Annotated in this window: 25 protein-coding genes and 1 riboswitch; of the genes, 11 read left to right on the top strand and 14 right to left on the bottom strand. The window is 67.5% G+C overall.

The genetic code is table 11. The features are described 5' to 3' along the window. The first annotated feature begins 167 nt into the window (after window positions 1-167). Window positions 168-377, top strand: a complete 210-nt coding sequence (locus ABJF88_09135; GenBank protein ID MEP0547084.1) for a hypothetical protein — start codon at window positions 168-170, stop codon at window positions 375-377. 57 nt (window positions 378-434) lie between these two features. Here the strand turns inward: ABJF88_09135 and ABJF88_09130 are convergent, their stop codons facing one another. The 8 genes from ABJF88_09130 to ABJF88_09095 all read right to left on the bottom strand — a co-directional run bounded on the left by ABJF88_09130 (window position 435) and on the right by ABJF88_09095 (window position 7,186). Beyond that, entirely contained in the window at window positions 435-1,076 is a 642-nt protein-coding gene (locus tag ABJF88_09130) for a carboxypeptidase regulatory-like domain-containing protein (protein ID MEP0547083.1), read from the bottom strand. A gap of 110 nt (window positions 1,077-1,186) precedes the next feature. Continuing rightward, window positions 1,187-1,492: a curli-like amyloid fiber formation chaperone CsgH gene (gene csgH / locus ABJF88_09125; GenBank protein MEP0547082.1), complete on the bottom strand. Its 306-nt coding sequence runs from the start codon at window positions 1,490-1,492 to the stop codon at window positions 1,187-1,189. Window positions 1,493-1,584: 92 nt separating this feature from the next. Next, window positions 1,585-2,220, bottom strand: a complete 636-nt coding sequence (locus ABJF88_09120; GenBank protein MEP0547081.1) for a curlin repeat-containing protein — start codon at window positions 2,218-2,220, stop codon at window positions 1,585-1,587. Between the two features lie 185 nt (window positions 2,221-2,405). Beyond that, on the bottom strand, window positions 2,406-3,290 hold the full coding sequence (locus tag ABJF88_09115) for a hypothetical protein (protein MEP0547080.1): 885 nt from the start codon (window positions 3,288-3,290) through the stop codon (window positions 2,406-2,408). Window positions 3,291-3,420: 130 nt separating this feature from the next. Further along, the gene (locus tag ABJF88_09110) at window positions 3,421-4,401 is read right to left on the bottom strand and encodes a hypothetical protein (protein ID MEP0547079.1); all 981 of its coding nucleotides are present in this window, start codon (window positions 4,399-4,401) and stop codon (window positions 3,421-3,423) included. Window positions 4,402-4,736: 335 nt separating this feature from the next. Further along, window positions 4,737-6,143, bottom strand: a complete 1,407-nt coding sequence (locus tag ABJF88_09105) for a CsgG/HfaB family protein (protein ID MEP0547078.1) — start codon at window positions 6,141-6,143, stop codon at window positions 4,737-4,739. 94 nt (window positions 6,144-6,237) lie between these two features. Further along, entirely contained in the window at window positions 6,238-6,651 is a 414-nt protein-coding gene (locus ABJF88_09100) for a curli production assembly/transport component CsgF (protein MEP0547077.1), read from the bottom strand. Window positions 6,652-6,679: 28 nt separating this feature from the next. After that, window positions 6,680-7,186 carry a CsgE family curli-type amyloid fiber assembly protein gene (locus ABJF88_09095; GenBank protein ID MEP0547076.1) on the bottom strand — a complete coding sequence of 169 codons (507 nt, stop codon included), beginning with the start codon at window positions 7,184-7,186 and terminating at the stop codon, window positions 6,680-6,682. A gap of 653 nt (window positions 7,187-7,839) precedes the next feature. On the opposite strand from ABJF88_09095, the gene ABJF88_09090 reads away from it, so the two are divergent. The 3 genes from ABJF88_09090 to ABJF88_09080 are packed head-to-tail and all read left to right on the top strand — an operon-like array spanning window position 7,840 to window position 8,565. Further along, the gene (locus ABJF88_09090) at window positions 7,840-8,058 is read left to right on the top strand and encodes a hypothetical protein (protein ID MEP0547075.1); all 219 of its coding nucleotides are present in this window, start codon (window positions 7,840-7,842) and stop codon (window positions 8,056-8,058) included. Next, complete coding sequence (locus ABJF88_09085) at window positions 8,018-8,467, top strand: hypothetical protein (GenBank protein ID MEP0547074.1); 450 nt, start codon at window positions 8,018-8,020, stop codon at window positions 8,465-8,467. The genes ABJF88_09090 and ABJF88_09085 overlap by 41 nt, the downstream gene beginning before the upstream one ends. Next, window positions 8,443-8,565 (top strand): hypothetical protein, encoded by a 123-nt coding sequence (locus tag ABJF88_09080; GenBank protein MEP0547073.1) that lies wholly within the window; start codon window positions 8,443-8,445, stop codon window positions 8,563-8,565. The genes ABJF88_09085 and ABJF88_09080 overlap by 25 nt, the downstream gene beginning before the upstream one ends. Window positions 8,566-8,624: 59 nt before the next feature. Here the strand turns inward: ABJF88_09080 and gcvP are convergent, their stop codons facing one another. Both gcvP and rnc read right to left on the bottom strand, forming a co-directional pair. Further along, window positions 8,625-11,513: an aminomethyl-transferring glycine dehydrogenase gene (gene gcvP, locus ABJF88_09075; protein MEP0547072.1), complete on the bottom strand. Its 2,889-nt coding sequence runs from the start codon at window positions 11,511-11,513 to the stop codon at window positions 8,625-8,627. A 78-nt stretch (window positions 11,514-11,591) separates the two neighbouring features. Next, window positions 11,592-12,491 carry a ribonuclease III gene (gene rnc, locus ABJF88_09070; GenBank protein MEP0547071.1) on the bottom strand — a complete coding sequence of 300 codons (900 nt, stop codon included), beginning with the start codon at window positions 12,489-12,491 and terminating at the stop codon, window positions 11,592-11,594. Between the two features lie 95 nt (window positions 12,492-12,586). Here rnc and ABJF88_09065 point away from each other — a divergent pair, with 95 nt between their 5' ends. From ABJF88_09065 to ABJF88_09055, 3 genes are all read left to right on the top strand, one after another. After that, window positions 12,587-13,957, top strand: a complete 1,371-nt coding sequence (locus ABJF88_09065) for an NAD-dependent succinate-semialdehyde dehydrogenase (GenBank protein ID MEP0547070.1) — start codon at window positions 12,587-12,589, stop codon at window positions 13,955-13,957. A gap of 65 nt (window positions 13,958-14,022) precedes the next feature. Beyond that, the gene (locus ABJF88_09060) at window positions 14,023-14,358 is read left to right on the top strand and encodes a hypothetical protein (protein MEP0547069.1); all 336 of its coding nucleotides are present in this window, start codon (window positions 14,023-14,025) and stop codon (window positions 14,356-14,358) included. A 147-nt stretch (window positions 14,359-14,505) separates the two neighbouring features. After that, window positions 14,506-15,900: an MBL fold metallo-hydrolase gene (locus ABJF88_09055; GenBank protein MEP0547068.1), complete on the top strand. Its 1,395-nt coding sequence runs from the start codon at window positions 14,506-14,508 to the stop codon at window positions 15,898-15,900. Between the two features lie 30 nt (window positions 15,901-15,930). Here the strand turns inward: ABJF88_09055 and ABJF88_09050 are convergent, their stop codons facing one another. From ABJF88_09050 to ABJF88_09040, 3 genes are read right to left on the bottom strand one after another with little or no spacing between them, the layout of a single operon-like run. Further along, entirely contained in the window at window positions 15,931-17,028 is a 1,098-nt protein-coding gene (locus ABJF88_09050) for a HAMP domain-containing sensor histidine kinase (GenBank protein MEP0547067.1), read from the bottom strand. An 18-nt stretch (window positions 17,029-17,046) separates the two neighbouring features. Then, window positions 17,047-17,877 carry an alpha/beta hydrolase gene (locus ABJF88_09045; GenBank protein ID MEP0547066.1) on the bottom strand — a complete coding sequence of 277 codons (831 nt, stop codon included), beginning with the start codon at window positions 17,875-17,877 and terminating at the stop codon, window positions 17,047-17,049. Then, window positions 17,874-18,257 carry a response regulator transcription factor gene (locus ABJF88_09040; GenBank protein ID MEP0547065.1) on the bottom strand — a complete coding sequence of 128 codons (384 nt, stop codon included), beginning with the start codon at window positions 18,255-18,257 and terminating at the stop codon, window positions 17,874-17,876. Before ABJF88_09040 ends, ABJF88_09045 begins: the two co-directional genes overlap by 4 nt. Window positions 18,258-18,459: 202 nt before the next feature. After that, a riboswitch (cobalamin riboswitch) is annotated at window positions 18,460-18,735 on the top strand. A gap of 110 nt (window positions 18,736-18,845) precedes the next feature. Between ABJF88_09040 and ABJF88_09035 the strand changes: the two genes are divergently transcribed. From ABJF88_09035 to ABJF88_09020, 4 genes are all read left to right on the top strand, one after another. Beyond that, the gene (locus ABJF88_09035) at window positions 18,846-20,771 is read left to right on the top strand and encodes a TonB-dependent receptor (protein ID MEP0547064.1); all 1,926 of its coding nucleotides are present in this window, start codon (window positions 18,846-18,848) and stop codon (window positions 20,769-20,771) included. Between the two features lie 10 nt (window positions 20,772-20,781). Further along, the gene (locus ABJF88_09030; GenBank protein MEP0547063.1) at window positions 20,782-21,846 is read left to right on the top strand and encodes a hypothetical protein; all 1,065 of its coding nucleotides are present in this window, start codon (window positions 20,782-20,784) and stop codon (window positions 21,844-21,846) included. A gap of 9 nt (window positions 21,847-21,855) precedes the next feature. Next, the gene (locus ABJF88_09025; GenBank protein MEP0547062.1) at window positions 21,856-22,074 is read left to right on the top strand and encodes a (2Fe-2S)-binding protein; all 219 of its coding nucleotides are present in this window, start codon (window positions 21,856-21,858) and stop codon (window positions 22,072-22,074) included. Window positions 22,075-22,191: 117 nt separating this feature from the next. Next, window positions 22,192-22,908 (top strand): PIG-L family deacetylase, encoded by a 717-nt coding sequence (locus tag ABJF88_09020; GenBank protein ID MEP0547061.1) that lies wholly within the window; start codon window positions 22,192-22,194, stop codon window positions 22,906-22,908. Window positions 22,909-22,982: 74 nt separating this feature from the next. Here the strand turns inward: ABJF88_09020 and ABJF88_09015 are convergent. Further along, window positions 22,983-23,947 (bottom strand): hypothetical protein (locus ABJF88_09015; protein MEP0547060.1); only part of this gene is annotated, 965 nt, incomplete at its 5' end.

Genomic DNA, 23,947 nt, shown 5'->3' with positions numbered 1-23,947 from the left:
TCGGGGGGTTATGGAACCCGAGCCCGACGAGAAATCGGCCATTCCCGGCGACCAGGGGCAGGTAGGGCCGTTGGCACAAGAGTTGAATGAGGACCCGCACCACCGTCCCTCTTCCCTCGAAGCCCTCCACCACCATGTCGACTCTCGCCGTTCGGTCCGCTTCCGCGATGCCCCTGCTGTTCGCCCACTACGTCGCCGGCAAGGTAGCGCAGGCGCACTGGGACGAGTTCTCCGCCGCCTTCGACGAGGCCGACGCTTCGGACGACGAGCGCGCCGCCTTCGCTCGGTTCTACCTCGAAACGACGATCGCCGGCGACGAGGTTACGCTGCCGAAGCCGAAAGAGCTCGAGGACGTGCTCGCCGCGACGCGCGCATAAGGGACGGGGGCTGCCGCTCCCGACCGGCAAGCCCCTGCAGCGTCCCGGCCCGGCGGTCTACTGCCCGTCGAAAAAGACATCGCTGATCTCGACCGCGATGACGGTGTCACGCCCCACGTACTGCTCGAACTCACCGATGTCGGACTGCCCGACGCCGAGGTTCGTCCCGCTGACCTCCTCGAAGTAGGTCTGGCCCGTCGTGAGGAGCTGGAAATAAATCTCGTACGCTGAGATCGGCGTCCCGCCCGTGTTGCGCGCCCGGTATTCGACGACGACGAACGAGCTGTCTTGGCGGGATTGGTTCGAGAAGTTGAGTACGGAGGCGTCGAAGCGCGCGCCGTTCGAGGTGGTGTCTTCCTCTGTCTCTTGCTCGAGGAGGAGGATCGCCGTCCGGGTCTCCCCGTCGAGCACCGAGACGGTGATCGAGTTCGCGTCGTACCCGCTGCGCCGCCCCGCCACCGAGTAGTTGCCCGTGGGGAGGTCGTCGAGACGGAAGCGCCCCTCTTCGTCGGTGATGAGGGAGCCGGTCGGCGGGTTCGTCGTGATGTTCACGCCGCTCAGCGGTTCCCGTGTGTCGAAGTCGAAGACCTGCCCTTCGATGGCGCCGCGGAGATCGGGTTCGAGTAGCTCATTCTCGCAGCCGACGATGACGAGCAGGGGGAGGAGAACGAAGAGGGCAGCGGCGAAACGACGAAGCATGAGGGCGGGTCGAAGTCAGGGGAGGGACAGCGTAGTGGTGCAGAGGAGGGCGACTCCCTGGTGCACTAGGCCGCGAAAATATCCACAGAAAGCCGCTGCGCCATCCCGCGTCAGCGTATGATTTCGCGAAAATTGGCTTCGGCCAGCAGGCCGTTGGGGCTCGCGACTTCGAGCCGGGCTGTGACCGTGTCGCCCGCCTGCACGCCGACACGGACAGTGGAGAGGGTGTCCGTCCGGTAGAGCGTCGGCTCGAACGCCCCCCCCTGCCGCGTCGTCGAGGTGCCTGAGGTGCCCCGCTTGCTCACGTCGAGCTGGTAGCGGAGTCCTTTCGGCGTGTCGCGGGATGAATCGAAGAGGCTGCGGATCAGCAGCGCATCGCCCTCGCGCACGACTTCGATCCAGGCGGGACGGGTCACAGAGGTCACACGGTTGAAGGCGGAGACGACCACGGGGAGCGTCAGGAGGCCCGCCGCGATCAAGCAGAGGATAGGGACGATACGGCCGGACATCACTGCGCCCCGTTGTGGCGGATGATCATCCGCATCCCGTCGCCCCGCTGCTCGACGCCGAAAGGCACGTCGATCTCACCGATCTGCACGACCTGATTGCCGTCGCCGATCTGCGCCGTGGGCGCGATCGTCTGGCCATCGCCGGTGTAGTCGAGGAGGTAGAGGTTATCTGCACCCGCTTGCAGCACGCCCGGCGTGGCTTGCGTGCCGAGCTGGTTGCCCACACCGCGGAGCCGGACGCCGATCACGTTCCCACTGCCGATCTGAAGCGTCGACGTGAAGTTGTCGTCGCCCTGCTGGAGGAGCACGGCGAGGTTGCCGTCCCCATCCTGCCCGATAGAGGCATCGTTGTCGTTGCCGGCACCGAGGAGGTCGTCGAACGCGGCCTGCCGCACGAGGGCGAGGTTGCCCTGCGCACCGAGCGAGAACCCGGCGAGGGCCTGCCCTTCCTCGCTCAGCAGCCCGAAGTCCGCGATGGCGTCAAACGCCTCATCCGTCGCGAGCGGGTTCGCAGTTGTACCCTGCGTGACCGCTTCCTGCACGATCAGCGTCGTCACGTCCTGCTCGCTATCCTGCGCGTGGGCAGCGAGCGTGGGCGCGACCGAAAGGGCGAGGGCGATCAGGAGCGTGCGCATGGACTTGGAGGTTTGATACTTTCAGAGCGGCCGGTTCGCTTTCGGACCCCCCGCCCCGTTCGCATCGCGCTCCGGGACTCCGTCCCTGACGCGCTCAGGCTTCACGGGGCTGTCCCCCTCGACGAGGGGGACAGTCGCGCGCAGCCGGGAGCGCAGCGACCGCAAGCAGCGACGGGGGGTAGGATTCAGTTGCTCTGTGTAATCGTGGCCCTGTTATTTGATCCGTTTTGCGTGACGACGGCCTCGTGGCCGCTGCCCGTCTGCGTCACGACCGACAGGTTCAGATCGCCGACTTGCGACACGATGCTGCTCAACTCGCTGCCGACCTGGGTCTGGTACGACTGGTTCGTCGCGCCGTCCTGAAAGACCGTGGCCGACACGCTGACGCCGCCCACCTGCACCTGCGTGGCGAGGTTGCCGACGCCGTCTTGCGTGATCGATCCCATCACCTCGGCTTCTCCGAAGAGGGCGAGGCCGGCCTGGGATTGGGAGGCGGTGTTGCCGCTCCCGGTTTGCTCGATGTTCGCGTTCAGCACCGTGTTCGACGCGCCGCTCAGTGCGTGCTGCGTCTGCGTCGCGGTGTTGCCGCCGGTGCCGCGCTGTATGATCTCGGCGGAGAGCGCCGTGTTTACAAAGAAGAAGCCGGCTCCGGCCTGCGTCTGCGTGGCGCTGTTGCCGGTGCCGCTCTCCTGCACGATGACGGCGCCGATGTCGCTGACCGTGAGGAAGCCGTTGAAAGATTGGGTTTGCGACGCCGTGCCGGAGCCCTGCTGGGTCACGGCGGCGTGCATCGTCGTGCTCGACGCGCCTGCATCAAACGTCTGAACTTGGGTGGCGGTGTTACCGCCAAGCTGCTGCTGGATCGTGGCGTTGAGTTGGACGGGGCCGTCGAAGCGGTCGGCGATCGTCTGCGTTTGCGTTGCCGTGTTGCCCGCACCGTGCTGTGTGGTGGAGGCCTCGACGGTGTGGCCGTTCGGGTTGGTCTGCGTGGTTGTAGCTTCGTTGCTGTTCCCGGTCTGGGAAACAGTAGCACTGCTCTGTGCGACCGCCGTACCGCACAGCCACAGCATAGCTATAGCTAAGAGAGTAATTCGCATTGCCTCGGTGATGGCGCTCTTGCTCTGGCGGGGGTAAAGAGCGCAGCGCGAGAAAAAATGGGCTGGGGGTGCCGGAGCACCCCCAGCCTCCAATCCAACATTCTTACTGACTTTGCGTCACGTTGGCGACGTGATTGCTGCCGGACTGGTCAGTGCGAGCGTCGTTGAACGAGCCAAACTGCCGCTGCGTTGCAGAGCAATCAGTGCACGTGTCCTGCACGACACGTGCGAAGTTCCCTTCGTAGGGACCACCATTACCTGCAGTCGACTGGAAGGCGTAGTTACCCGTGCCCCCAAGCTGATCGATGATCTGCGTGTTGTTCTTGTCAACCGCAGCACCGGTAGCCGTCATGTCCTGACGAGCATCGTTGTCGTCACCGAGGAGCTGGCGAATCCGCATGCTGTTACCGCCGTCCATATCCGTACCACCGACACCCATGCGCTGACGAGCGGAATGCCCGATGCCATCCGAACCAGTCTGCTCAACACTCTGAGTGGACTGCACACGGTTGCCAAAGCTAGGGCGCTCACCGGCGAGGGCATTTGCCTCAACGCGCGCGAAGTGAGAAATACCGTCCTGATCAACGGTCGAGGTAACGCCGAAGTGAGCCTGGTCGATTCGGGCGTCGTTGTCTTCGCCGATCTGGTCGATGCGAGCGATCTGGTTGCCGCCCCAACCCTGCTGCTCAATGTCCGCTCTGTTCAACGCGGCTCCGTTTCCAGTCTGGAAGATTCGGGCCTGCTGGTCTACATAGTAAGAAGCATTCTGGTCAATGCGGGCCCAATCAAGATTACCATCTTGGTCAACCTTGGCGAACGCTCCACCGGCTCCGACCTGATCAATGTCGCTCGTCAAGTCAGTACCGTCCTGATCGACATCGGCCACCAAGTCTTTGTCGGGCTGCCCGCTCACAGGAGCTGCACTGGTCTGATCGATATCGCTGCTCAGGTTCGTACCAGCCTGGTCAACCTGAGCTTGGTTATCGGAAGGACCGCTTTGGTCAACGTCACTGCTGATGTTGGTTTGCGCGAACGCGGGGCTCGCGAACAGCCCGAAGGCTGCGAGAAGAAGGAGCTTCTTCATGTGTGGTACCTCTAAGAGGTTAGTGAAAGGTTGGGTTATAGATCCATGCCCGCCGCTCGGCGGAGATGGGGTGAGGAACCCAGAGAGGTACCAGAAGGGTAGGATATGCTGTCAGTGCCTCCCTACCCGGAGGTACCCGCGGCGCCGGGGGGTTCCTCATGTCTCGTCTGCAAACGAGACGGTCCCTTCGGTGCCGTTTTGTGTTCGGTGAGTATCGCAGATCGTACCGCGAGCACTCGCCGATAATTTACTCGTGGAAGCGGTTACATGGCTGTAGCTTTTGGCGCATCCGAAGCTGAGTTTTGGCGCAGTCGAGAGTGCGCCTCGTGAATCTGTTAGCGAAAGTAGAATGTGGCCCCTGTGCGGAGGCTCCACACGTTGTCGTTGACGGTCCCGCGCTCAATGTCGTCGATGGCGTCAATGAGCGCATAGGACTGGTTTAGGGCGATCGTGAGTCCCACGTCGGGCGCGACCGCTAGCTCGAACCCGCCGCTCGCGCTCACGGTTGGGAGGACGGATCGGTCCACGTCCACGTCGGAGTCGAACAGGAAAAGCGCGCCTGCGCCGACCGTCAGGAACGGCGTTAAAAAACTGTTAGGAAGTACGGTGTAGCGAGCCGCCGCCTCGGCCCCAGCACCCAGCCGGCTGAACGCTCGATCGGCGGCCACGCCCCCTCCCGATACACTCGCGCCGAGGCTGAAACGTGGGGTTAGAGCATAGCGTACGTCGAGCCCGGCAGCGGGTCGCACGAGCGGGTCGGCAAAGTCGCTGTTGGCGCGCTGCGCCCCGCCCGACACACCCACCGCGATTCGACCGTTCGATGACGTGAGCGAGCGGCCGAACGCATCGCGCCGACCGCTGTCGGCCACCCGTGCGTCGTAGGCGCGGAAAGCGTTGTTCACCCGCTCGTCGTAGGCTCGGAACTCCTGCTCGGTCAATTGAGCCGGATCGACGAGCGTCCACAGGTTGTCCCGCACGCCCTCGATCACGAGCCCGATCACCGCCTCTTCGATGGCCGACGTGACGGCGACGACGCTCGGCTCGTTGAAGGTGTAGCCGGCCTCGGTCTCTAGAATCTTGTTCGTATCGACGAAGCGGAAGAGGCTCCCGTCGAGCTGCTGCGAGAGGATCGTCTTCGTCGTGTGGACGGTCTTGAGCACGCGGCCGGTCTGCGTCGAAACGGCGCGGAGGTAGACCGTCACCTGGTCCTGCCGGAACTTGCCCGAGGCGCCCATCCCGAGGTAGCGCGCGCCGAGGCCGCCCGTCATCACGTTCGTGTCGTAGCCGATGATGCCGCCCTCGATCAGCACGCCGGCGAAGAGGAGCGGCGGGAGGGCAGGAGGCGGCGCGTCGGCGGCGCTGTTCTGGATGCGCGTGGTCTGGATGATCTGCCGCTCGTTGAGCAGGTTCGAGAGGCCCTCGCGCTCAATCGGGATGAACCAGCCCGACTCTTCGAGGGAGCGGATGAGGATCGATGTCGCGCCCTGCGTCACCGCCGTCGAGAACGACGAGCCGCCATTCGTCGGTTTGTACTGCCCCGTCTGATCGCGGAACCGGTAGACGGCCACGACGACTTTGTCGGCCGGGCGCGGGAGCGCACGCAACTCGTCGTTCTGCGGGCTCTGGACGCTAGGCCGCACGGGCTGGGTTTCGAACGGGGCGAGATAGTTCGCGCAGCCGCCCAGGCCGAGCGCGATGAGGCTCAGGAACAGGAGCGCGAAAGGAGAAACGAAACGCGACATGCAGGCTGGTTAAAGGGGTGCAATAGGCAATGCGTAAAACGGCACCGGCATCGCTCACGCAAAGCAAAAAAATTTGCGACGGAAGAGAAGGGCGCTACGGATTCGGGACCGTGACCACCGATTCGTCGCCCGTGAGCACGTTGAAGATGCTAACGTTGAGCCCGTTGAGCCCCGGCGTGATCTCGATGATGAAGTCGCCGAGGTCGAAGCGCCCCTCCTGCGTGAAGTCGATCCCGCCGAAGCGGTCGGAGACGATCTCGCGCGAGAGCTGGCTGAGGATCTGGCGCTGGAGGCTCTGCTCGAAGTCGGCGAGGGGGTCGCGCTGGAAGCGGCTGCTGCTCTGGTTCTGGTACAGGTTCTGCGCCTGCGCCGAGCTGAGGAGCCACGAGTAGTTGAGGTACGAGCCGCCGAACGCAGGATTCGTCGGCTGGTAGACGAACTCTTGGGCGGCGGCGGGGCGGGCCGTGAAAGCGAGCGCCACGAGGGCGAGAGCGAGCGAGCGTAACATCGGGACGGAGGTTGAGAGTTAGGCCGGTCTAGAGTCCGCGCGAGAGCGGGGCGGCCGAGGAGAGCGCGCGGCGGGTATAACCTACGGCGGCGAGCGCGGCTTCCCGGATGCGATCGTAGCCCGGCTGCAACCGCGTGTCAAAGGCGACCTCATCGTTGAGGCGGACGAGCACGCGCGTCCCCCGCCCCGGGACGGGTTGCTCCTCTACGACGACGGTGTAGTTGACCGAGCCCTCGGGCGACGTCCACGCCTCGTAGAACGTGTCGTAAAAGTCGCGGCCGATCGTCGTGCGCGTCTCGTCCACAACGAGCCCGGTGATGCCGTAGGACTGCGGGATGAGGCGCTGCTCGGCGTCGGTGTCCGCCGAGTCGGCCGGGGCCTCGCTCGTGGACGGGACGGGGACCGTTGGCGCAGGGGTGTCCTGCGCGGCGGCGACCGGAGCGAGCGCGACGAGCACCGCAATGACGACACCGCCGAGCCCCCGCACGACGGCGGGGCGAAGAGCGGTTCGTGAGTTGGGGGCGGAGGTGTTCATAAACGGAAATCTTCTGCGCCGAGTTGAGCCTGAGCGCAGTCAGGATACGAGGGGCGACGACATGTGGATCAGTAATCGTACCACACAGCGCGAACCGGATATCATGAGGACGGCGTCGTCTTTTGAGTGTGACGCCGACGCGGGATCAATCAGCAGTTGCGGCGTTACGTCGGGCCGCATACTATGCTCTCGTGAGCCACTTGTCAACCCTCCGGAGTGGGGGGTGGGAGTGCGTTATGTTGGGGGGAATCCCCGCCTGCTGCCCAGAGGGACTTATCACCGATCGGCTCAGGTAAAGCACTAGGTGAATTCACAAGGGTCCGACCTGCTCCCCGTCGCAAGTGTATCGCTTCCAAAGCATAAGCTACAGGCTCTGCTTTGAGCCATGAGGCGTCACGCGCCGCGATCAACAATTCGTCGCCGGATAGCTTAGCTGAGTCGGTCGAGTCTCGCTACCGGACTCCTATTGAGTCTCATCCACGCCTGGAGCAGCGCGGCATGTGTGACCAACCAGAGGGGGCTGGCACGGTGAGACGAGGCTCCCATTGCGGACGGTACAGGCGCGCCCGCTTTCGCCTCGGTCGCCGTAGAATGACACGACACCCTCCCGACAGGTCGGTGGACCCAGTTCTCTTGGCGAGCGTAGCACCGCTATGCTTCGCCCCGACTTCGCGCGCGTCGCCGCATTCGAGCGCGAGCGCATCCGCCAGACCCCGCCGGACTTCGAGCATAACCGGCGTATCGTAGAGGCGCTCTATCAGGAAGCGCTCGCCCTCGGCGTGTGGCCGTCGCCCTCGCTGCGAGGCATAGAGGCCGACCTCCGAACCGCCAATGCCTTCAACCTTCGACCACCTCCTGAGCCGCCTCGCTGAGGCGTTTGGAGCGGTCGGCCTGCCCTACAGGGTGATCGGAGGACAAGCCGTGCTGCTCTACGGCGAGCCGCGTGTCACGCAAGACATCGGCGTGACGATTGGGGCCGCGCCAGACCGGCTCCCGGACGTCCTCGCCGCCCTCACGGGCGTCGGTTTCCAGGCGCTCGTGGACACGGCGTTCGTTGAGGAAACGCTCGTACTGCTCTGCGAAGACTCGGACTCGCGTATCCGCGTGGACGTCATCTTTTCCTTTTCCGGCTACGAGCAGGAGGCGCTGCGGCGCGCGGCACGTAGACATCGCGGGCACCGACGTGCGCTTCGCCTCGCGGGAGGATCTGCTGATCCACAAGGTCGTCGCCGCGCGACATCGAGGATGCGCGCAGCGTGCTGCTCAAAGCGGACGAGGTAGACGTGAACTACATCCAGCGATGGCTCGGCGAGTTCTCGGACGCGCTCGGACAGCCTTTCATCGACGTGTTCGAAGCGCTCTACCGCGAGACGCGCTGACGGCAAAACAGTAGGGGCGCAGCACGCTGCGCCCCTACGTCGGTTCGATACCCTGCGCTTTACTGATACTCCTCGATGGGCGGGCAGGAGCAGACGAGGTTGCGGTCGCCCCATGCGTTGTCCACGCGGCCGACGGCGGGCCAGAACTTCGCCTCGCGCGTCCACGCCGCTGGGTACGCCGCCTGCTGCCGCGAGTACGGCCGGTCCCACTCGTCAGCGGTGACGACGGCGGCGGTGTGCGGGGCGTGGCGGAGCGCGCTCTGCTCCACGTCGACAACGCCGAGTTCGATCTCTTGAATCTCGGAGCGGATCGCGATCATCGCCTCGCAGAACCGGTCGAGCTCGTCCTGCGCTTCGCTCTCGGTCGGCTCGATCATCAGCGTGCCGGCGACGGGCCAACTCATCGTCGGGGCGTGGAAGCCGTAGTCGATGAGCCGCTTCGCCACGTCCTCGGCGGTGATGCCCGCGTCGGAGAACGGGCGGAGGTCGAGGATGAACTCGTGGGCGACGTAGCCCACGGGGCCGCGGAAGAGGACGTCGTAATGCCCTTCGAGCCGCTTCGCCATGTAGTTGGCGTTGAGGATGGCGAGCGCCGTCGCCCGCGTCAGCCCGGGGCCGCCCATCATCGCGATATACGCCCACGAGATCAGCAGGATCGACGCGCTGCCGTAGGGTGCGGCCGAGATCGGCGCGATACCTTCCTGCCCACCGACGCCGTCCACGACGGGGTGCGCCGGGAGGAACGGGGCGAGCGTGTCGTTGACGCAGATCGGCCCCATCCCCGGCCCGCCGCCGCCGTGCGGAATCGAGAACGTCTTGTGCAGGTTGAGGTGGCACACGTCCATCCCGAACTCGCCCGGCCGGCACAGCCCGACCTGGGCGTTCATGTTCGCGCCGTCCATGTAGACGAGCCCGCCATTCGCGTGGACGTGCTCGGCGATCTCGCGGATCGTCCGCTCGAAGACGCCGTGCGTGCTCGGGTACGTGATCATCAGCGCGGCGAGGCGGTCAGCGTGCTGCTCGGCCTTCGCGCGGAGGTCGTCCATATCCACGTTCCCCTTCTCGTCGGACTTGACGACGACGACGTCCATCCCGGCCATCACCGCGCTCGCGGGGTTCGTGCCGTGCGCCGACGACGGGATGAGGCAGACCGTCCGGTCGGTGTCGCCGCGGTGGAGGTGGTAGGCGCGGATCGTCATGAGCCCGGCGAGCTCGCCCTGCGCGCCGCTGTTGGGCTGCAAACTCACGTCGGAGAAGCCGGTGATCTCTTTGAGCCACTCACGCAGCTCGTCCATCATCTCGTGGTAGCCCGCGGCCTGCGCGAGGGGCGCGAACGGGTGTAGCTTCGAGAAGCCGCGGAACGTGACGGGGATCATCTCGGCCGTCGCGTTGAGCTTCATCGTGCAGCTCCCGAGCGGGATCATCGAGTGCGCGAGCGAGAGGTCCCGGTTCTCCAGCTTCTTGAGGTAGCGGAGCATCTGCGTCTCGCTCCGGTAGCGGTGGAAGTTCGGGTGCGTCATGAAGTCGCTCGTCCGGGCGAGCGCGCCGTCGTACCCCGATTCCATCTCGCCCACGAGTTCGTCGGCCGTGAAGCCGGGTGCGGCGGTACCGGAGAACGCCATCAGCAGGTCGTTCACGTCGTCGATCCCGACGGTCTCATCGAGGGCGATGCCGAGCGTGCCGTCGCCGAAGGCGCGGAGGTTTATGCCGAACTCGTGGGCGGCGCGCTTGGCGATGTCGGCGGACTTGAAGCCAGCGGCGGGGCGGACGCGGAGCGTGTCGAAGAAGTCGTCGTGGACGACCTCATGGCTGATTCGGCGGAGGCCGCGGGAGAGGAGCTTGGTGAAGCCGTGGACGCGCTCGGCAATCGCTTTCAGTCCCTCCGGCCCGTGGTAAACCGCGTACATCGACGCGATGACGGCGAGGAGCACCTGCGCCGTGCAGATGTTCGAGGTCGCCTTCTCGCGGCGGATGTGCTGCTCGCGCGTCTGCAACGCCATCCGCAGCGCGGTGTCGCCGTTCGCATCGACGGAGACGCCGATGATGCGGCCGGGGATCTTCCGCTTGAACTCGTCGGTCGTGGCGAAGAACGCGGCGTGCGGGCCGCCATAGCCGAGCGGCACCCCGAAGCGCTGCGAGTTGCCTACGGCCACGTCCGCGCCGAACTCGCCGGGCGGAGTGAGGAGGGTGAGGGCGAGCAGGTCGGTGGCGACGGCGACGTACGCCCCGGCGTCGTGCGCGGCAGCGCAGAAGTCGGCGTAATCCTCGACCGCGCCCTCCGTCGTCGGGTACTGCAGGAGGGCGCCGAATACGTCGTCACCGAACGCGAAGTCCGCCGGGTCGCCGACGACGACCTCGACGCCGATCGGCTCGGCGCGGCCCTGCACCACGGCGATCGTCTGCGGGTGACAGCTCTCGGCGACGAAGAACCGCGTCTTCTTCCCGCGCGCTTGCCCGAAGAACATGCTCATCGCCTCGGCGGCGGCCGTGCCTTCGTCGAGGAGCGAGGCGTTCGCGATCGGCAGCCCGGTGAGGTCGGCGACGGCGGTCTGGAAGTTGAGCAGGGCTTCGAGCCGGCCCTGCGCGATCTCGGCCTGATACGGCGTGTACTGCGTGTACCAGCCCGGATTCTCGAACACGTTGCGCAGGATGACCGGCGGCGTGATCGTGTCGTGGTAGCCCATCCCGAGGTACGAGCGGTAGACGCTGTTCCGCTCGGCGAGCGTGCGGGCGCGCTCCAGCAACTGCGCCTCGGTGAGCGGGGCGGGGAGGTCGAGCGGCCGGTCGGTGCGGATGCTGTCCGGCACGGCGGCCGTGGCGAGCGCGTCGAGCGAGTCCAGCCCGAGCGCGTCGAGCATGGCCTCGACGCCATCGGGCGCGGGGCCGTTGTGGCGGCGCTCGAAGCGGTCCGGGTGGCGGAGGGCGAGGGCGTCGGGGACGACTTGCATAGCGGCGGTCCAGGGTCGGGGGGAGGGCGTCGGTCGGCGGGGCCCGCGGGCCCCATCGAGCCGAACCAAACGCCGGGGCTATTGTTTCGCCGCGTCGGCGGCCTCTCGCTCTTCTTCTCGGAGGCGGTCGAGCGCCTCGCAGGCGGCCTGCTGCTCGGCCTGTTTCTTCGACCGCGCGTGGCCCGATCCGAGCCTCCGCTTCTCGACGCGGACCTCGATCGTGAACTCGCGCTCGTGGCTCGGCCCTTCCTCGGCGACGACGTGGTAAGCGGGCTGCGGCTGCCCCCGCGCCTGCACGTACTCCAGCAGCAGGCTCTTGAAGTTGTTCCGCTGCTCGGCGATCTCGTCGAGGTCGAGGTGCTCGTCGATGAGGTCGAAGACGAAGGAGCGGGCGGCGTCGAAGCCGAGGTCGAGGTAGAGCGCCCCGAGGATGGCTTCGAAGGCGTCGGCGAGGACCGTAGGGTTCTGCCGGCCCTCGCCCTGCGCCATGTTCGGGCTGAGGAGGAGGAGCGGGCCGAGGCCGAGCGCGTCGGCGTAGCGGGCGAGGATGGGCCCGTTGACGAGCTTGGCGCGCGTCCGCGTGAGGAAGCCCTCGTCGCGGTCGGCGAAGTCGACGTAGAGCCGCTCGGCGATGACGACGCCGAGCACGGCGTCGCCGAGGAACTCTAGCCGCTCGTTGCTCTGGAGGTGGCTGTTGGGCTGCCCGCGCAGGACGGAGCGGTGCCGGAGCGCGCGGTCGTAGAGCGCGAGGTCGCCGATGGGCCTGCCGACGAACGCCTCGATCTGCGCCTGCCGCGCGGCGGTCACGGCGTCCATGACTTCCTGCGCTATGTCGGGCGGCGGCGCGGGGCGGCCCGAGCGGACGACACGGTGCTGGAGCGCGCGGAGCCGAGCACGCACGGCGGCGATGATGGTGCGGAGGCGGAGCAAGATGCCCCGCTCGCTCGTGTCAGTTGGAGTTGGTTCGGGTAGTGCCACGGTTCGTCGACGGAAAGCCGCTCCAATGTCTCCGTTTCCGGCATCGGACGCAAGGCGCCGCTCCCTCTCCTCTCTGATTTCACTCCGCCCCCCTCATGTCCACCTCCGCGACCAGCGTCAATCCCGCCACCGGCGAGACGCTCGCCACCTACCCCTACCACTCCGAAACGGAGACCGAATCCATTCTCCAGCGCGCCGCTGACACGTTCCCCCGCCATCGCGCCGCGTCGTTCGCCGAGCGCGCCCGGATGATGAACCGCGTCGCCGACCTGCTCGATGAGCGGAAGCAGTCGTTGGGCGAACTGATGACGCGGGAGATGGGGAAGCCGCTCGCGCAGGCTGTCGCCGAGGCGCAGAAGTGCGCGTGGGTCTGCCGCTACTACGCCGAGCACGCCGAGGCCCAACTCGCCGACGAACCCGTGGAGACGGAGGCGACGAAGAGCGTGATCGCGTATCAGCCACTCGGGCTGATCCTCGCGGTGATGCCGTGGAATTTCCCGCTGTGGCAGGCCTTCCGCTTCGCCGCGCCGAACGTGATGGCGGGCAACGTCGGCATCCTCAAGCACGCCTCGAACGTGCAGAGCTGCGCGCACGCGATGGAAGACCTCTTCCGCGAGGCTGGCTTCGGCGCGGGCGTCTTCCAGAACCTCCTCGTTCCGCACGACCGGTTCGAGGACGTGATCGCCGACGCTCGCGTGCGCGGCGTGACGCTGACGGGCAGCGAAGCGGCCGGCCGCGCGATCGCCGCCGCCGCCGGGCAGCACCTCAAGCCGACCGTGCTCGAACTCGGCGGCTCCGACCCGTTCCTCGTCCTCGCCGACGCCGACCTCGACCGCGCCGTCGAGATTGGGGTGAACGCCCGCGTGCAGAACAACGGGCAGTCGTGCATCGCCGCCAAGCGGTTCATCGTCGAGGCGTCCGTCGCCGAGGCCTTCACCGAGCGGTTCGTCCGCGCCTTCGAGAGCCTCGCCGTCGGCAACCCGATGGACGACGGCACCGATGTCGGGCCGATGGCACGGGAGGACCTCCGCGACGAGGTCCACGATCAGGTCGAGCGCGCCGTGGCGGACGGTGCCGAGATCCTCACCGGCGGCAAGAAGCTGGACCGGGCTGGCTTCTACTACGCCCCGACCGTGCTCGGGAACGTGCAGCGCGGGACCGTCGCGTTCGAGGAAGAAATCTTCGGGCCCGTCGCCTCCGTCATCGTCGCCGCCGATCTCGACGAGGCCGTGGACCTCGCGAATGACACCCACTTCGGACTCGGCGGGGCCGTCTTCACCGAGGTCCGGGCGAAGGGCGAGGCCGTCGCCCGGCGGCTGGAGTGCGGCTGCGCGTTCGTCAACCAGCTCGTGAAGAGCCACCCGCACCTCCCGTTCGGCGGGGTGAAAGACAGCGGGTACGGGCGCGAGCTATCCGGCCTCGGCATCCGCGAGTTCGTCAACGCAAAAACGCTCTGGGTCGAGTAGGCGTACCACGCGTGTGGCCTTCCGGGTTATCATGAGAGCCAGCCCCGTCACTACCGACACCGATCATGGGTCCCTTTCTCGTCGCCATCGTCGCCATCCTCGCGTGGGCCATCGTGCAAGCGTCGCGCAACTGGGCCAGCGGCGCGTCCCGTGCCGCGCCCTCCTCCGAGCAGCAGCAGCTCCTCCAGGAGGTGATCCACGAACTCGAGAGCGCGAAGGCCGACCGCAAGCGGCTCACGCAGCGCGTCCAGAACCTCGAAGCCATCGTGACGACGGAGACGTTCGAGCTCGCGCAGCGGAACCCCGAGGCCGCCGCCGCCCGCCTCGACCTACCCGACGCCGAGGTAGAGGAGAGCCCCACCGACCGCGCCGAGCGCCTCGCCCGGCGCATCAGGCCGTAACTAGACCGCGTGCGCACCGTCCGCGCCCGTTCCGCCTCGGTGGAGCGGGCGCGCTGCGTTTCGGGCCGGGCGTGTAGATTGACGCTCGTCCCCTGAATCCCGCAGACGCGACGTGTCGTGTCTACTATTCCTCGACCCCCGCATCCGATGAAGCTCACCTTCTGGGGCGCCGCCCGCACCGTCACCGGCTCCATGCACCTCGTCGAGCTCGACAGTGGGGAGAAGCTGCTCCTCGACTGCGGGCTGTTCCAGGGCCGTCGTGCGGAGGCCAAAGAGATCAACGGCACCTTCCCCGCCGAGGCCCGGGAGATCGACGCCGTCCTCCTCTCCCACGCCCACATCGACCACTCGGGGATGCTGCCGGGACTCTACAAAGCCGGCTTCCGGGGGCGCATCTTCGCCACGCACGCGACCTACGACCTCTGCGCGCTGATGCTGATGGACAGCGCGCACATCCAGGAGAGCGACGCCGCCTTCTTCAACAAGCGGTTCCGCAAAAAGGGCGAGCCCGCCGTGCAGCCGCTCTACACGAAAGACGACGCCGAGGGCGTGTTGAACCTCTTCGTCGGCGTCGGCTACCGCGCGCCGTTCGAGCCCGTCCCCGGCTGCGAGGTCGAGTACCGCGACGCCGGCCACATCCTCGGCTCGGCGACGATGACGCTCACCGTCACCGAGGGCAGTCGGCAGAAACGGCTCGGCTTCACCGGCGACGTCGGCAACCCCGGCCGCCCGATCCTCCGCGATCCGCAGCCGATGCTCGACTGCGACTGGCTGATCACGGAGTCGACGTACGGTGGAAAGACGCACGAGCCAGCGGGCAAGGCGAAGGACGCCCTGGCCGACGTCGTCAGCCGGACGGCGGCGCGTGGCGGCAAGGTCATCATCCCCGCCTTCGCCGTCGGCCGGACGCAGGAGCTCGTCTACGCCCTCGACCAGTTGTGGAACGAGGAGCGGATTCCGCGCATCCCTGTCTTCGTCGATAGCCCGCTCGCGGTTAACGTCACCGGCGTCTTCCAAACGCATCCCGAGTGCTACGACCGCAAGCTCCTCGACTACATCCTGACCGACCCCGACCCGTTCGGCTTCGAGCGGCTCGAATACGTCCGCGACGTCCAGCGCTCGAAGGCGCTCAACGGCATGCGCGTCCCGATGGTCATCATCTCGGCGAGCGGGATGGCCGAGCACGGGCGCATCCTCCACCACCTCCGCAACAACGTCGAAGACCCGCGCAGCACGGTGATGATCGTCGGCTATCAAGCCGAGCACACACTCGGCAAGCGGATCGTCGAACGGCGGGAGGAGGTCAAGATCTTCGGCCAGCCGCACCGGCTCAAGGCCGAGGTCGCCGTGCTCAACTACTTCTCCGCGCACGCCGACGAGCCCGGCCTCCTCGACTTCCTCGGCGCCCAGAGCCGCGACCGGCTCCAGACCGTCTTCCTCGTCCACGGCGACCCCGAGCGGCAGGAGAAGCTCAAATCTGCAATGGCTCCGAGCTTCGGCGATGTCGTGATCCCGGCGCGCGGTGAGTCGGTGACGTTGTAACGCTGCCCGGCGCCGTCTCGCTCCGCGCGTTCATCCTTCGGGTGAGACCAGGGGGAGGGCCACCGTGAACGAGGTCCCTGCGCCCAATACGCTCGCCACGGTGAGCTCGCCCTTCATGGCGTGCGTGAGTTCGCGGCTGATGGCGAGCCCGAGCCCGGCGCCCTCGCGCGGCCCGCTCGCGTCGGGGCGGTCGAGCTGCACGAAGGGGTCGAAAATGCGGTCGATCGCGTCCGGGGGGATCCCGTGCCCGGTATCGCGGACGTGCAGGCGGACGGTGGAGCCGACGCGCTCGGACGCCAGCGTGATGCGGCCCCCCCCGTCGGTGAACTTTACGGCGTTCGTCAGGAGGTTGAGGAGCACCTGCTGGAGCCGTTCGGGATCGGCGAGGATCTCGCACGCCGGGTCGTGGAGGTCCGCGTCGTACGTGAGCCCGGCACCCGATGCGAGGGGCTCCACCACGCCGAGCGTGCGGTCCAGCACGTCGGACAGGGCGATAGGGCGGAGGCGGACGTCGATACGGCCCGCTTCCATCCGGGCGAAGTTGAGCAAGTCCGTGACCAGCCGCAGCACGTAGCTGCTCGCGTCTTCGATGCGCCGGAGATCGTGAGATTGGATCTCGTTGACGGGCCCGACGGCCCCGCTTTGAAGGATCGTCGCTGCCATGTTGATGGCGCTGAGCGGGGCGCGGAGGTCGTGCGAGAGGATCGAGAGGAACCGCGCCCGCGCCCGGTTGGCCTCCTCGGCGACGTGCTTCGCCTGCAGGAGCTCGGACTCGAACTGGTTGCGCCGCCGCATCGGGACCACGACGGCGTCGTTGACGGGGTGCCCGTCGCGTATACCGCGGACGGCGTTGAGGAGGACGGGCACGTCGTCGCCGGAGCGGGTGCGCAGCGAGAGGTAGACCTCCTCCACCCGGTTGCGCAGCTTGAGGAGGGGGAAGACGTGGGTCTGGTAGAAGATGCGAGCCCCGGGGGTCAGGATCGCATCGACGTGCTGCCCCGACAGGGCATCGGCCTCGACGAGCCCGAGGAGGGTCACGTTCGCGTAGAGGATCCTGCCGTCGTCGGCGACGGCGAGGAAGCCGCACGGCGCCGTGTGGAGGAGGTCGGTAGCGCCTGCTTTAGCCATCGGGGCGCGCGGTCGGGTTTACGCGGCGGCGGGCGACGACGAGAGGTAGGCCTGGATGGCCTCGGTCGTCTCGTCCGGATGGCTCATGTGGGGGCAGTGGCCCGTCGCAGCGAGGTGGTGGAACGCGCTGCCGGGGATGTGGTGGTGGACGTACGTGCCCACCGCGTCAGGCGCGATCGCATCGTCGGTGCACTGGAGGACGAGGGAGGGCACGGTCACGCCGGGGAGGTCGGCCCGGTTGTCGGCGAAGAACGTGGCTTCGGCGAAGCGCCGCGCGATCACGGGGTCGGTCGAGCAGAAACTCTCTTGAAGCTCCTCCGTCAGTTCGGGCCGCTCGTCGTTTTTCATCACGACAGGTGCGAGGAAGTTCGCCCAGCCGATGTAGTTCTTGTCCATGAGGTCGAAGAGCCCCTCCAGATCGGCCCGCTCGAAGCCGCCCAGGTAGTCCCCGTCGTTGAGGTAGTGCGGCGAGGGGCCGACGAGGATGAGGCGGGCGAACCGCTCCGGGGCCTTGCGCGCGGCGAGCACCCCGATCATGCTGCTCACCGAGTGCCCGACGAAGATGACGTCCCGCAGGTCGAGGGCCTCGCAGATGTCGAGGACGTCCCGGGCGTACCCCTCGAGATGGCTGTAGCGATGGGCATCGTAGGCCTTGAGGTCGGAGCGGCCCGCGCCGACGTAGTCGAAGAGGACGACGCGATAGTCGTCTTCGAACGCCGGCGCTACGAAGCGCCACATGGTCTGGTCGCACCCGAACCCATGGGCGAACAGGATGGGCTGTGCGCCTCGCCCGCTGACAGTCACGTGGTTGCGCGCGATGATGCGCTCCCGGGAGAGGTCGGCTGTCATAGGGATTCTGAGATATCGAGGGTGGTTCGGATGATGTGGAGCAACGAGATGGCGTCCCCCTTTTCCACGTACCCGACCGCTCCTGCCTCGAGCGCCGCCGCTTCGAACTCGATGGCGGGCTTGCCGGAATGCACGACGCAGGGCAGATTTGGCCAGCGCTCTCGGATCGTGGCGAGGAGGTCGAACCCCGAGGTCTCGAAGAGCGAGAGGTCGAGGATGACGAGGTCGGCGCCGTCGGGAAGGGCCGCGAGGTCGGCGAGGGCAGCCTCGATGCTCTCGGCCGTGCCGCACACCGTCATGCCAGGCTGGAGGTTGATGAGCCGAGCCTGCATCTCCCGGACGAACGAGTGGTCTTCGACGATGAAGATGCGGCGGTCCATGCGATACGACAGCGGAGTGTGGGGCGGGCACCGAATGAGATCCAGTGCGGCAGAGGGTGTTGCTGCGATGTCAAGGTACGCTTCGGGGTGTTCTCATCCACGAACGGTTGATCGATGAGGGGGCAATAGGATGTTAGGTTTTGTAGCGGAGGCGCTCGCGGGGATTGGTCCTGCGCATGGACGGCCTTATCTTCGGGCTCGCTCTTTCCCATACGCCTCAGGTTCTGCGCATCGCTTCGGTGCGGGCGCAGATGAAAAGGGAATCCAGTCGGCGCGGCGTGCCCGCGCGAAGCTGGAGCTGTACCCGCAACTGTAGGCGGCGCGTCCGACGGTGCCGAGGCACCGGGCCACTTTCCACCCGCGATTTCCGCGAGCCGGAGGGGAAGGCCCGGGCCGAGCCGGAGGACCGAGGCCCGCTGCTTCCCGCAGCGCCTCCACGCCGCGAGCCAGGAGACCTGCCCGAGCGCGTCCTCACCAGCGACCTCCGGGATCAGAGGGTCAGGTGCTGCGCGCTGCGAGCGCGCCCGGCGATCTCGTATCCCGCCGGCCCGGCGACCCGACCCTCTCTTTTGAGGTTCGGGTTTTTTCGTGCGCCTCCTCGCTCTCCTTTTTCTAAGCCTGCTCGCCACCCCGCTCGTCGCGGCGCAGCGTGCGGACTCCGTCCCGGCAGACACCACGCTGCCCGCCGTCAGTGTCGTCGCGACGCGGGCGGAGACGGCAGTAGCGCTCGCCCCGGCGCGCGTCACCGTGCTCGACGCGGAGGCGGTGGAAGCGGTCGGGGCCTCGTCCGTGGCGGACCTGCTTGACGCACGCTCGGCCGTCTTCGTCCGGCGCTACGGGGCGGGCGGCCTGGCCAGCCTCTCCCTCCGCGGCACGGGTGCGAGCCAGACGCTCGTCCTCCTCGACGGCCACCGCATCGCGGATCCGCAGCTCGGCCAACTCGATGTGGGGCTGCTGCCGACGGTGCTGCTGGAGCGCGTCGAGATCCTCCACGGCGCGGGCTCGGCGCTCTACGGGACGGATGGTGTCGGCGGCGTGATCGACCTCCGCACGGCGCGGCCCGGCCGGGACCGGCTGACGCTCGCGAGCATGGCCGGGGCGTGGGGCGAGCGGTCGTTCAGCGGCCTCGCCGCCGGGACGCGCGGGGCGGTCTCCGCCCTCGTCGCTGCTGAAACGCAGACATCCGAGGGCGACTTCACCTTCTTCGATCCGAACGCCGGGCTCGACGGGGCAACGGCTCGCCGCGATGGCGCGGACCGCGTGCTCCACTCCGTCTACGCTCGTGTCGAACTCGCGCCGGACGGCCCGACGCGGGGGCAGGTCGGGGCGTGGGTGGGCGCTGCCGAGCGCGGGCTGCCCGGCAGCGTCGGCAGCGCGTCGCAGGACGAGCGGCAGTGGGACCGGCACCTCCGCGTGTGGGGCGACGTGGCCTCGCGGCTCGGCCCCGTCGCGCTCCGAGCGGGCGGCCTCGTGCAGCGCGCGTCGCTCCGCTACCGTAACGCCGCACTCGGGCTCGACGACACGGGGCGAACGTGGCTCGGCTCGGGCGAGATCGAGGCGCGGGCGCTCGTGCATCCGGCGTGGGTCGTCGCGGGCGGGGTGACGGGCGGCGTCGGGACGGCGTCGCACCCGAACCTGCGCGACGACGCGCGCGAGACGCGGCTCGGGGCGTTCGTCCACGCGACGGGCGATCTCGGGCGCATCCTCCTTTACCCAGCGCTCCGCGCCGACGTCTACCTCCGCTCCGGCGGGGCCGAGCGGATGCTCGCTGCCCTCAGCCCGCGCCTCGGCGTGAACGCACAACCCGTCGCCGCGTGGCCGCTGTGGCTCAAGGCGAGCGCCGGTCTCGCCTTCCGCGCCCCCACCTTCAACGACCGCTTCTGGCAGCCCGGCGGCGACCCCGACCTCCGCCCCGAACGCGGATGGACCGCCGACCTCGGCGCGGCTGTCGAGCGCGGCGGAGCGAGCGCTGAAGTGAGCGTCTTCGCGTCGCGGCTCCGCGATCAGATCGTGTGGCAGCCAGCGGCGGGTGGTTTTTACGCGCCCAAAAATCTCAGCCGGACGCGCACGCTCGGGCTCGAAGCCTCGGCCCGGCGGGCGGGCGTTCGGCTCGGCCGCACGGTGCTCGGCGGCGGGCTGATCTACACGCTCACCGACGCCCGCGACCGCTCGCGGCCGGGCTCGACGACGTGGGGCCACCAGCTCCGCTACGTCCCGCGGCATCAATTCAAGCTCCACGCCGATGCCGCGCTCGCGCTCGGCTCGGCGACCAAGCTCCGGCTCGATGCCGGTGGGCGGTTCACGAGTGCCCGTCCCGTCCGCTCCGACGGCAGCCTCGACCTGCCCGCCACGTTCACGCTCGACGGCCAGATCCGCCTCCACCACCGCTTCCCGCAGTTCGCCGCCGCGCTCGCGCTCGCCGTTGAGAACGCGCTCGACGCCGAGATCGAAGTCGTGCGCGGCTACCCGATGCCGCCACGCCACGCCCGCCTCCGCCTCCACCTCTCCTTCTAAACGACGCCCCATGCGACGCTTCGCGCTCCTGCTCTGCCTCCCGCTTCTCCTCACCGCCTGCGACTCCACGACCGATCCGGGTCCGCTCCCATTCACGGACGGCGTGTTCATCGCCGAGCAGGGGGCGTTCGGCGCGGACGACGGCGGGCTCACGGTGTATGACCCCGCCACGGATCGGGCGCGGGAGGCGTTCAACGACCGCTTCGTGCAGAGCATCGCTGTCCACGCCGGGCGGCTCTACCTCGCGACGCTCACCGGCGTCGACGTGCTCGACGCCGAGACGTTGGAGCGGGTCGGGCAGTACGATGTCGCGAACCCTCGCTACTTCGTGTTCGACGGCGACCGCGCGTTCGTCACCTCCCTCTTCGATGAGGGGTTCAGCGACGGCGGCGTCGTCGCGCTCGACCTCGCGGAGGGGACGGCGGGGGAGCGCGTCACGCTCGGCGGTAACCCCGACGGCCTCGCGCTCGTCGGCAACCGGCTCTATGTTGCCAACTTCGACTTCGGCGCGGGTCGCACCGTGACCGTCCTCGACGCCGATACCTTCGAGGAGATCGAGCGCATCGACGTCGGGTGCGACGGGCCGCGCTTCCTCTTCGCCGACGCGCAGCGCGAGATCGTTGCCGTCTGCACGGGTGCGACGACGTTCGACACGGAGGGCAACCCGACGGGGCAGACGAATGGCGCGATCGTCGTACTCAACGGCGCCAACGGAGACGAGGTCGCTCGCGTGGACTTCCCGACGCCGGTCGGGACGGCGAGCGTGGGGCAGGACGCCGACTATTCGCCGGAGGCCGCCCTTCTCGTCGCGGCCTACGCCGAAGGCGGCCTGGTCTACCGGTTCGACACGGACCGCAACCGGCTCGAAGCCACGCTCAATATGATAGGCGAGGGGATCAACGCCGTCGCGTACGACGGCATCAACGGCGCGCTCTACGTGGCGTACCTCCATCCTGACGCGCCGTTCACCGCCCGAGGCCGCGTCGGAGTTTTCGCCCCGGACGGTACGCGGACGCGCGGGTTCGGCGTCGGCGTCGTGCCCAGCCACATCGCCTTCCTCCGCGCCACCAACTAGCGCCGCCGCATGGCCGTCCACATCGACCGGTGCTACTGCTTCGGCGTGACGTTCGCCGAACTCAAGACCGTCGCCGACGCAACGGGCTCGGAGACCGTCACGGAGCTGCAGGAGCACGCGGCGTTCGGGGAGAACTGCAAGCTCTGCCACCCCTACGTCCGGCGGATGCTGCGGACCGGCCGAGCCGTCTTCCACGAGATCGTGACGGCCGCCGACGAACCGGGATAGGACGGAGGCGTGGAAGACCGAAAGAGCGGAAGAGGTCAGGCGCGTCGGTCGGTGCTCGATCCTCCTCCGCTCTTCCTTCTCTTCGCTCTTCCCTTCCTTCGCCCGTCCTCTCTTCCCATGACGATTCTCTACATCTTCCCCCATCCCGACGACGAGTCCTTCGGACCCGCGCCTGCCATCGCCCGGCAGGTCCGCGAGGGGCACGACGTCCACCTCCTCACGCTGACGAAAGGGGGCGCGACGAAGGTCCGGCACGACCTCGGCCTTTCGGTGGACGAAATGGGCGCGCGGCGGGAGGAGGAGATGGAATGCGTCGCCGACGTGCTCGGCATCGAGCTCACCGTCCTCGACTTCCCCGACGGCGGCCTCGCCGGGCTTGACCCGCGCGACCTCGAACACATCATCGAGCGGAAGATCGAGGCCGTGCTGCCCGACGTCGTGGTGACGTACGCGCATCACGGCATCAGCGGGCACCCGGACCACCTCGTGACGCACGCCGTCGTGAAGCGGGCGTACTGCGCGGTGTGCGACGAACTCGCCGGGCGGAGCCCGCGCCGGCTCGCGTTCTTCACGCTCGTCGAAGGCGAGATCGAGGACGCCCCGATGAAGCTGCGCGGCGTACCGCGCGCCGACCTCGGCGCCGTCGTGCCGTTCACCGACGCCGACCGCGAGCAGGCCGAAACCGCGCTCGCCTGCTACGAGACCTACGCCGACGTGATTGAGAAGCATCGGCCGCTACGACAGGTCGCTGACGGCGTGCCCTTCGTGCTATTTCAGGAGGAGCACGACGCCCCGCTCGACAGCCTCACCGCCGACCTCCATGACGAGGGCTGAGCGGTACCCTGCGGCGCGTACAGTCGATGGCGCGCTGAATCGGCCTCGACTTCTTTTCGACGTGTTCGAGGCTGCTACGTGTGTGCGGGTGGGTCCGTGCTTCTCCTCGCGCGCATGGCTTTCGACAGGGCGAAGGTCATGGCCGCGTACGTCAGGATCAACGTGGGGACCGCCGTGCCGAAGCCCACGTCGACGGCGCCGAGACCGAGGAGTTCGGCGAGTGTCGTGGACGCAACGAGGTACATGAACGCGATCCCGCCTCCGAACACGGCCGCAAACAGGACCAGGGACGTCCTTGCATACGCGATTCCAGCGCGCGCATCCGTTCGGAAAAACCAGACGAGGACGGCGACTGTGAATAGGAGCTCTAGCGTGACGGCTACATAGGGTGCCGTCTCGTACAGCCCGAAGCCGATTCGCGGCGAATCGGGGCCGAACACGCCGTGAGGGAAGCCGACGAAGTAATCCGCAACGGCGTGCACACCGAGCAGTCCTGCCCCCACCGCGCCCACCTTCCAGTTGCGGTAGATCGCTATGCCTATGCCCGCGACCACGGCCATCCACAACAACGTGGGCAGCACGTCATGGCTGTACATCATCTCGACGTGCATCGTGTCGAGGGTCATCGCAAAGGCATCGGTAGGCTCCGTATGCTCGAGCCCGAGATAGTGGAAGCCGAGCCAAAGAAAGTCAGGGAATTGACACGCAATCAGGAAGTACAGGATCGCACTCGTCTTGATGCGCTGTTGGGCGATGAGGGCGGTGGCGTAGTGTCCAGCGAGCACAGGAGTAAGGGTGTGAAGTGGAGGGTGCCCGTTCAAGGCATCGGTCGGTGAAGCGCACGATGTAGACCGCCTCCCGTGCAATGGCGAGGAACGATCGGTTGGTCGTGCTCTAGCTAGAGCAGGGTTCTGGATGATGTAAGTTGGGGCGACCCCAACTCCTCGCTCATGCGCGCCTTCTCGCTCGACCTCCGCCAACGCGTCCTCGACGCCGCCCTCCGCGGCGACCACACCGAACGAGCCGTCGCCGCCGCCTT

It is taken from the genome of Rhodothermales bacterium, assembly GCA_039944855.1.
Classification (GTDB): Bacteria; Bacteroidota; Rhodothermia; order Rhodothermales; family JANQRZ01; genus JBBSMX01.
The sequence above is the reverse complement of the archived record's forward strand: the minus strand, read 5'-3'. Positions and strand labels throughout refer to the sequence as shown.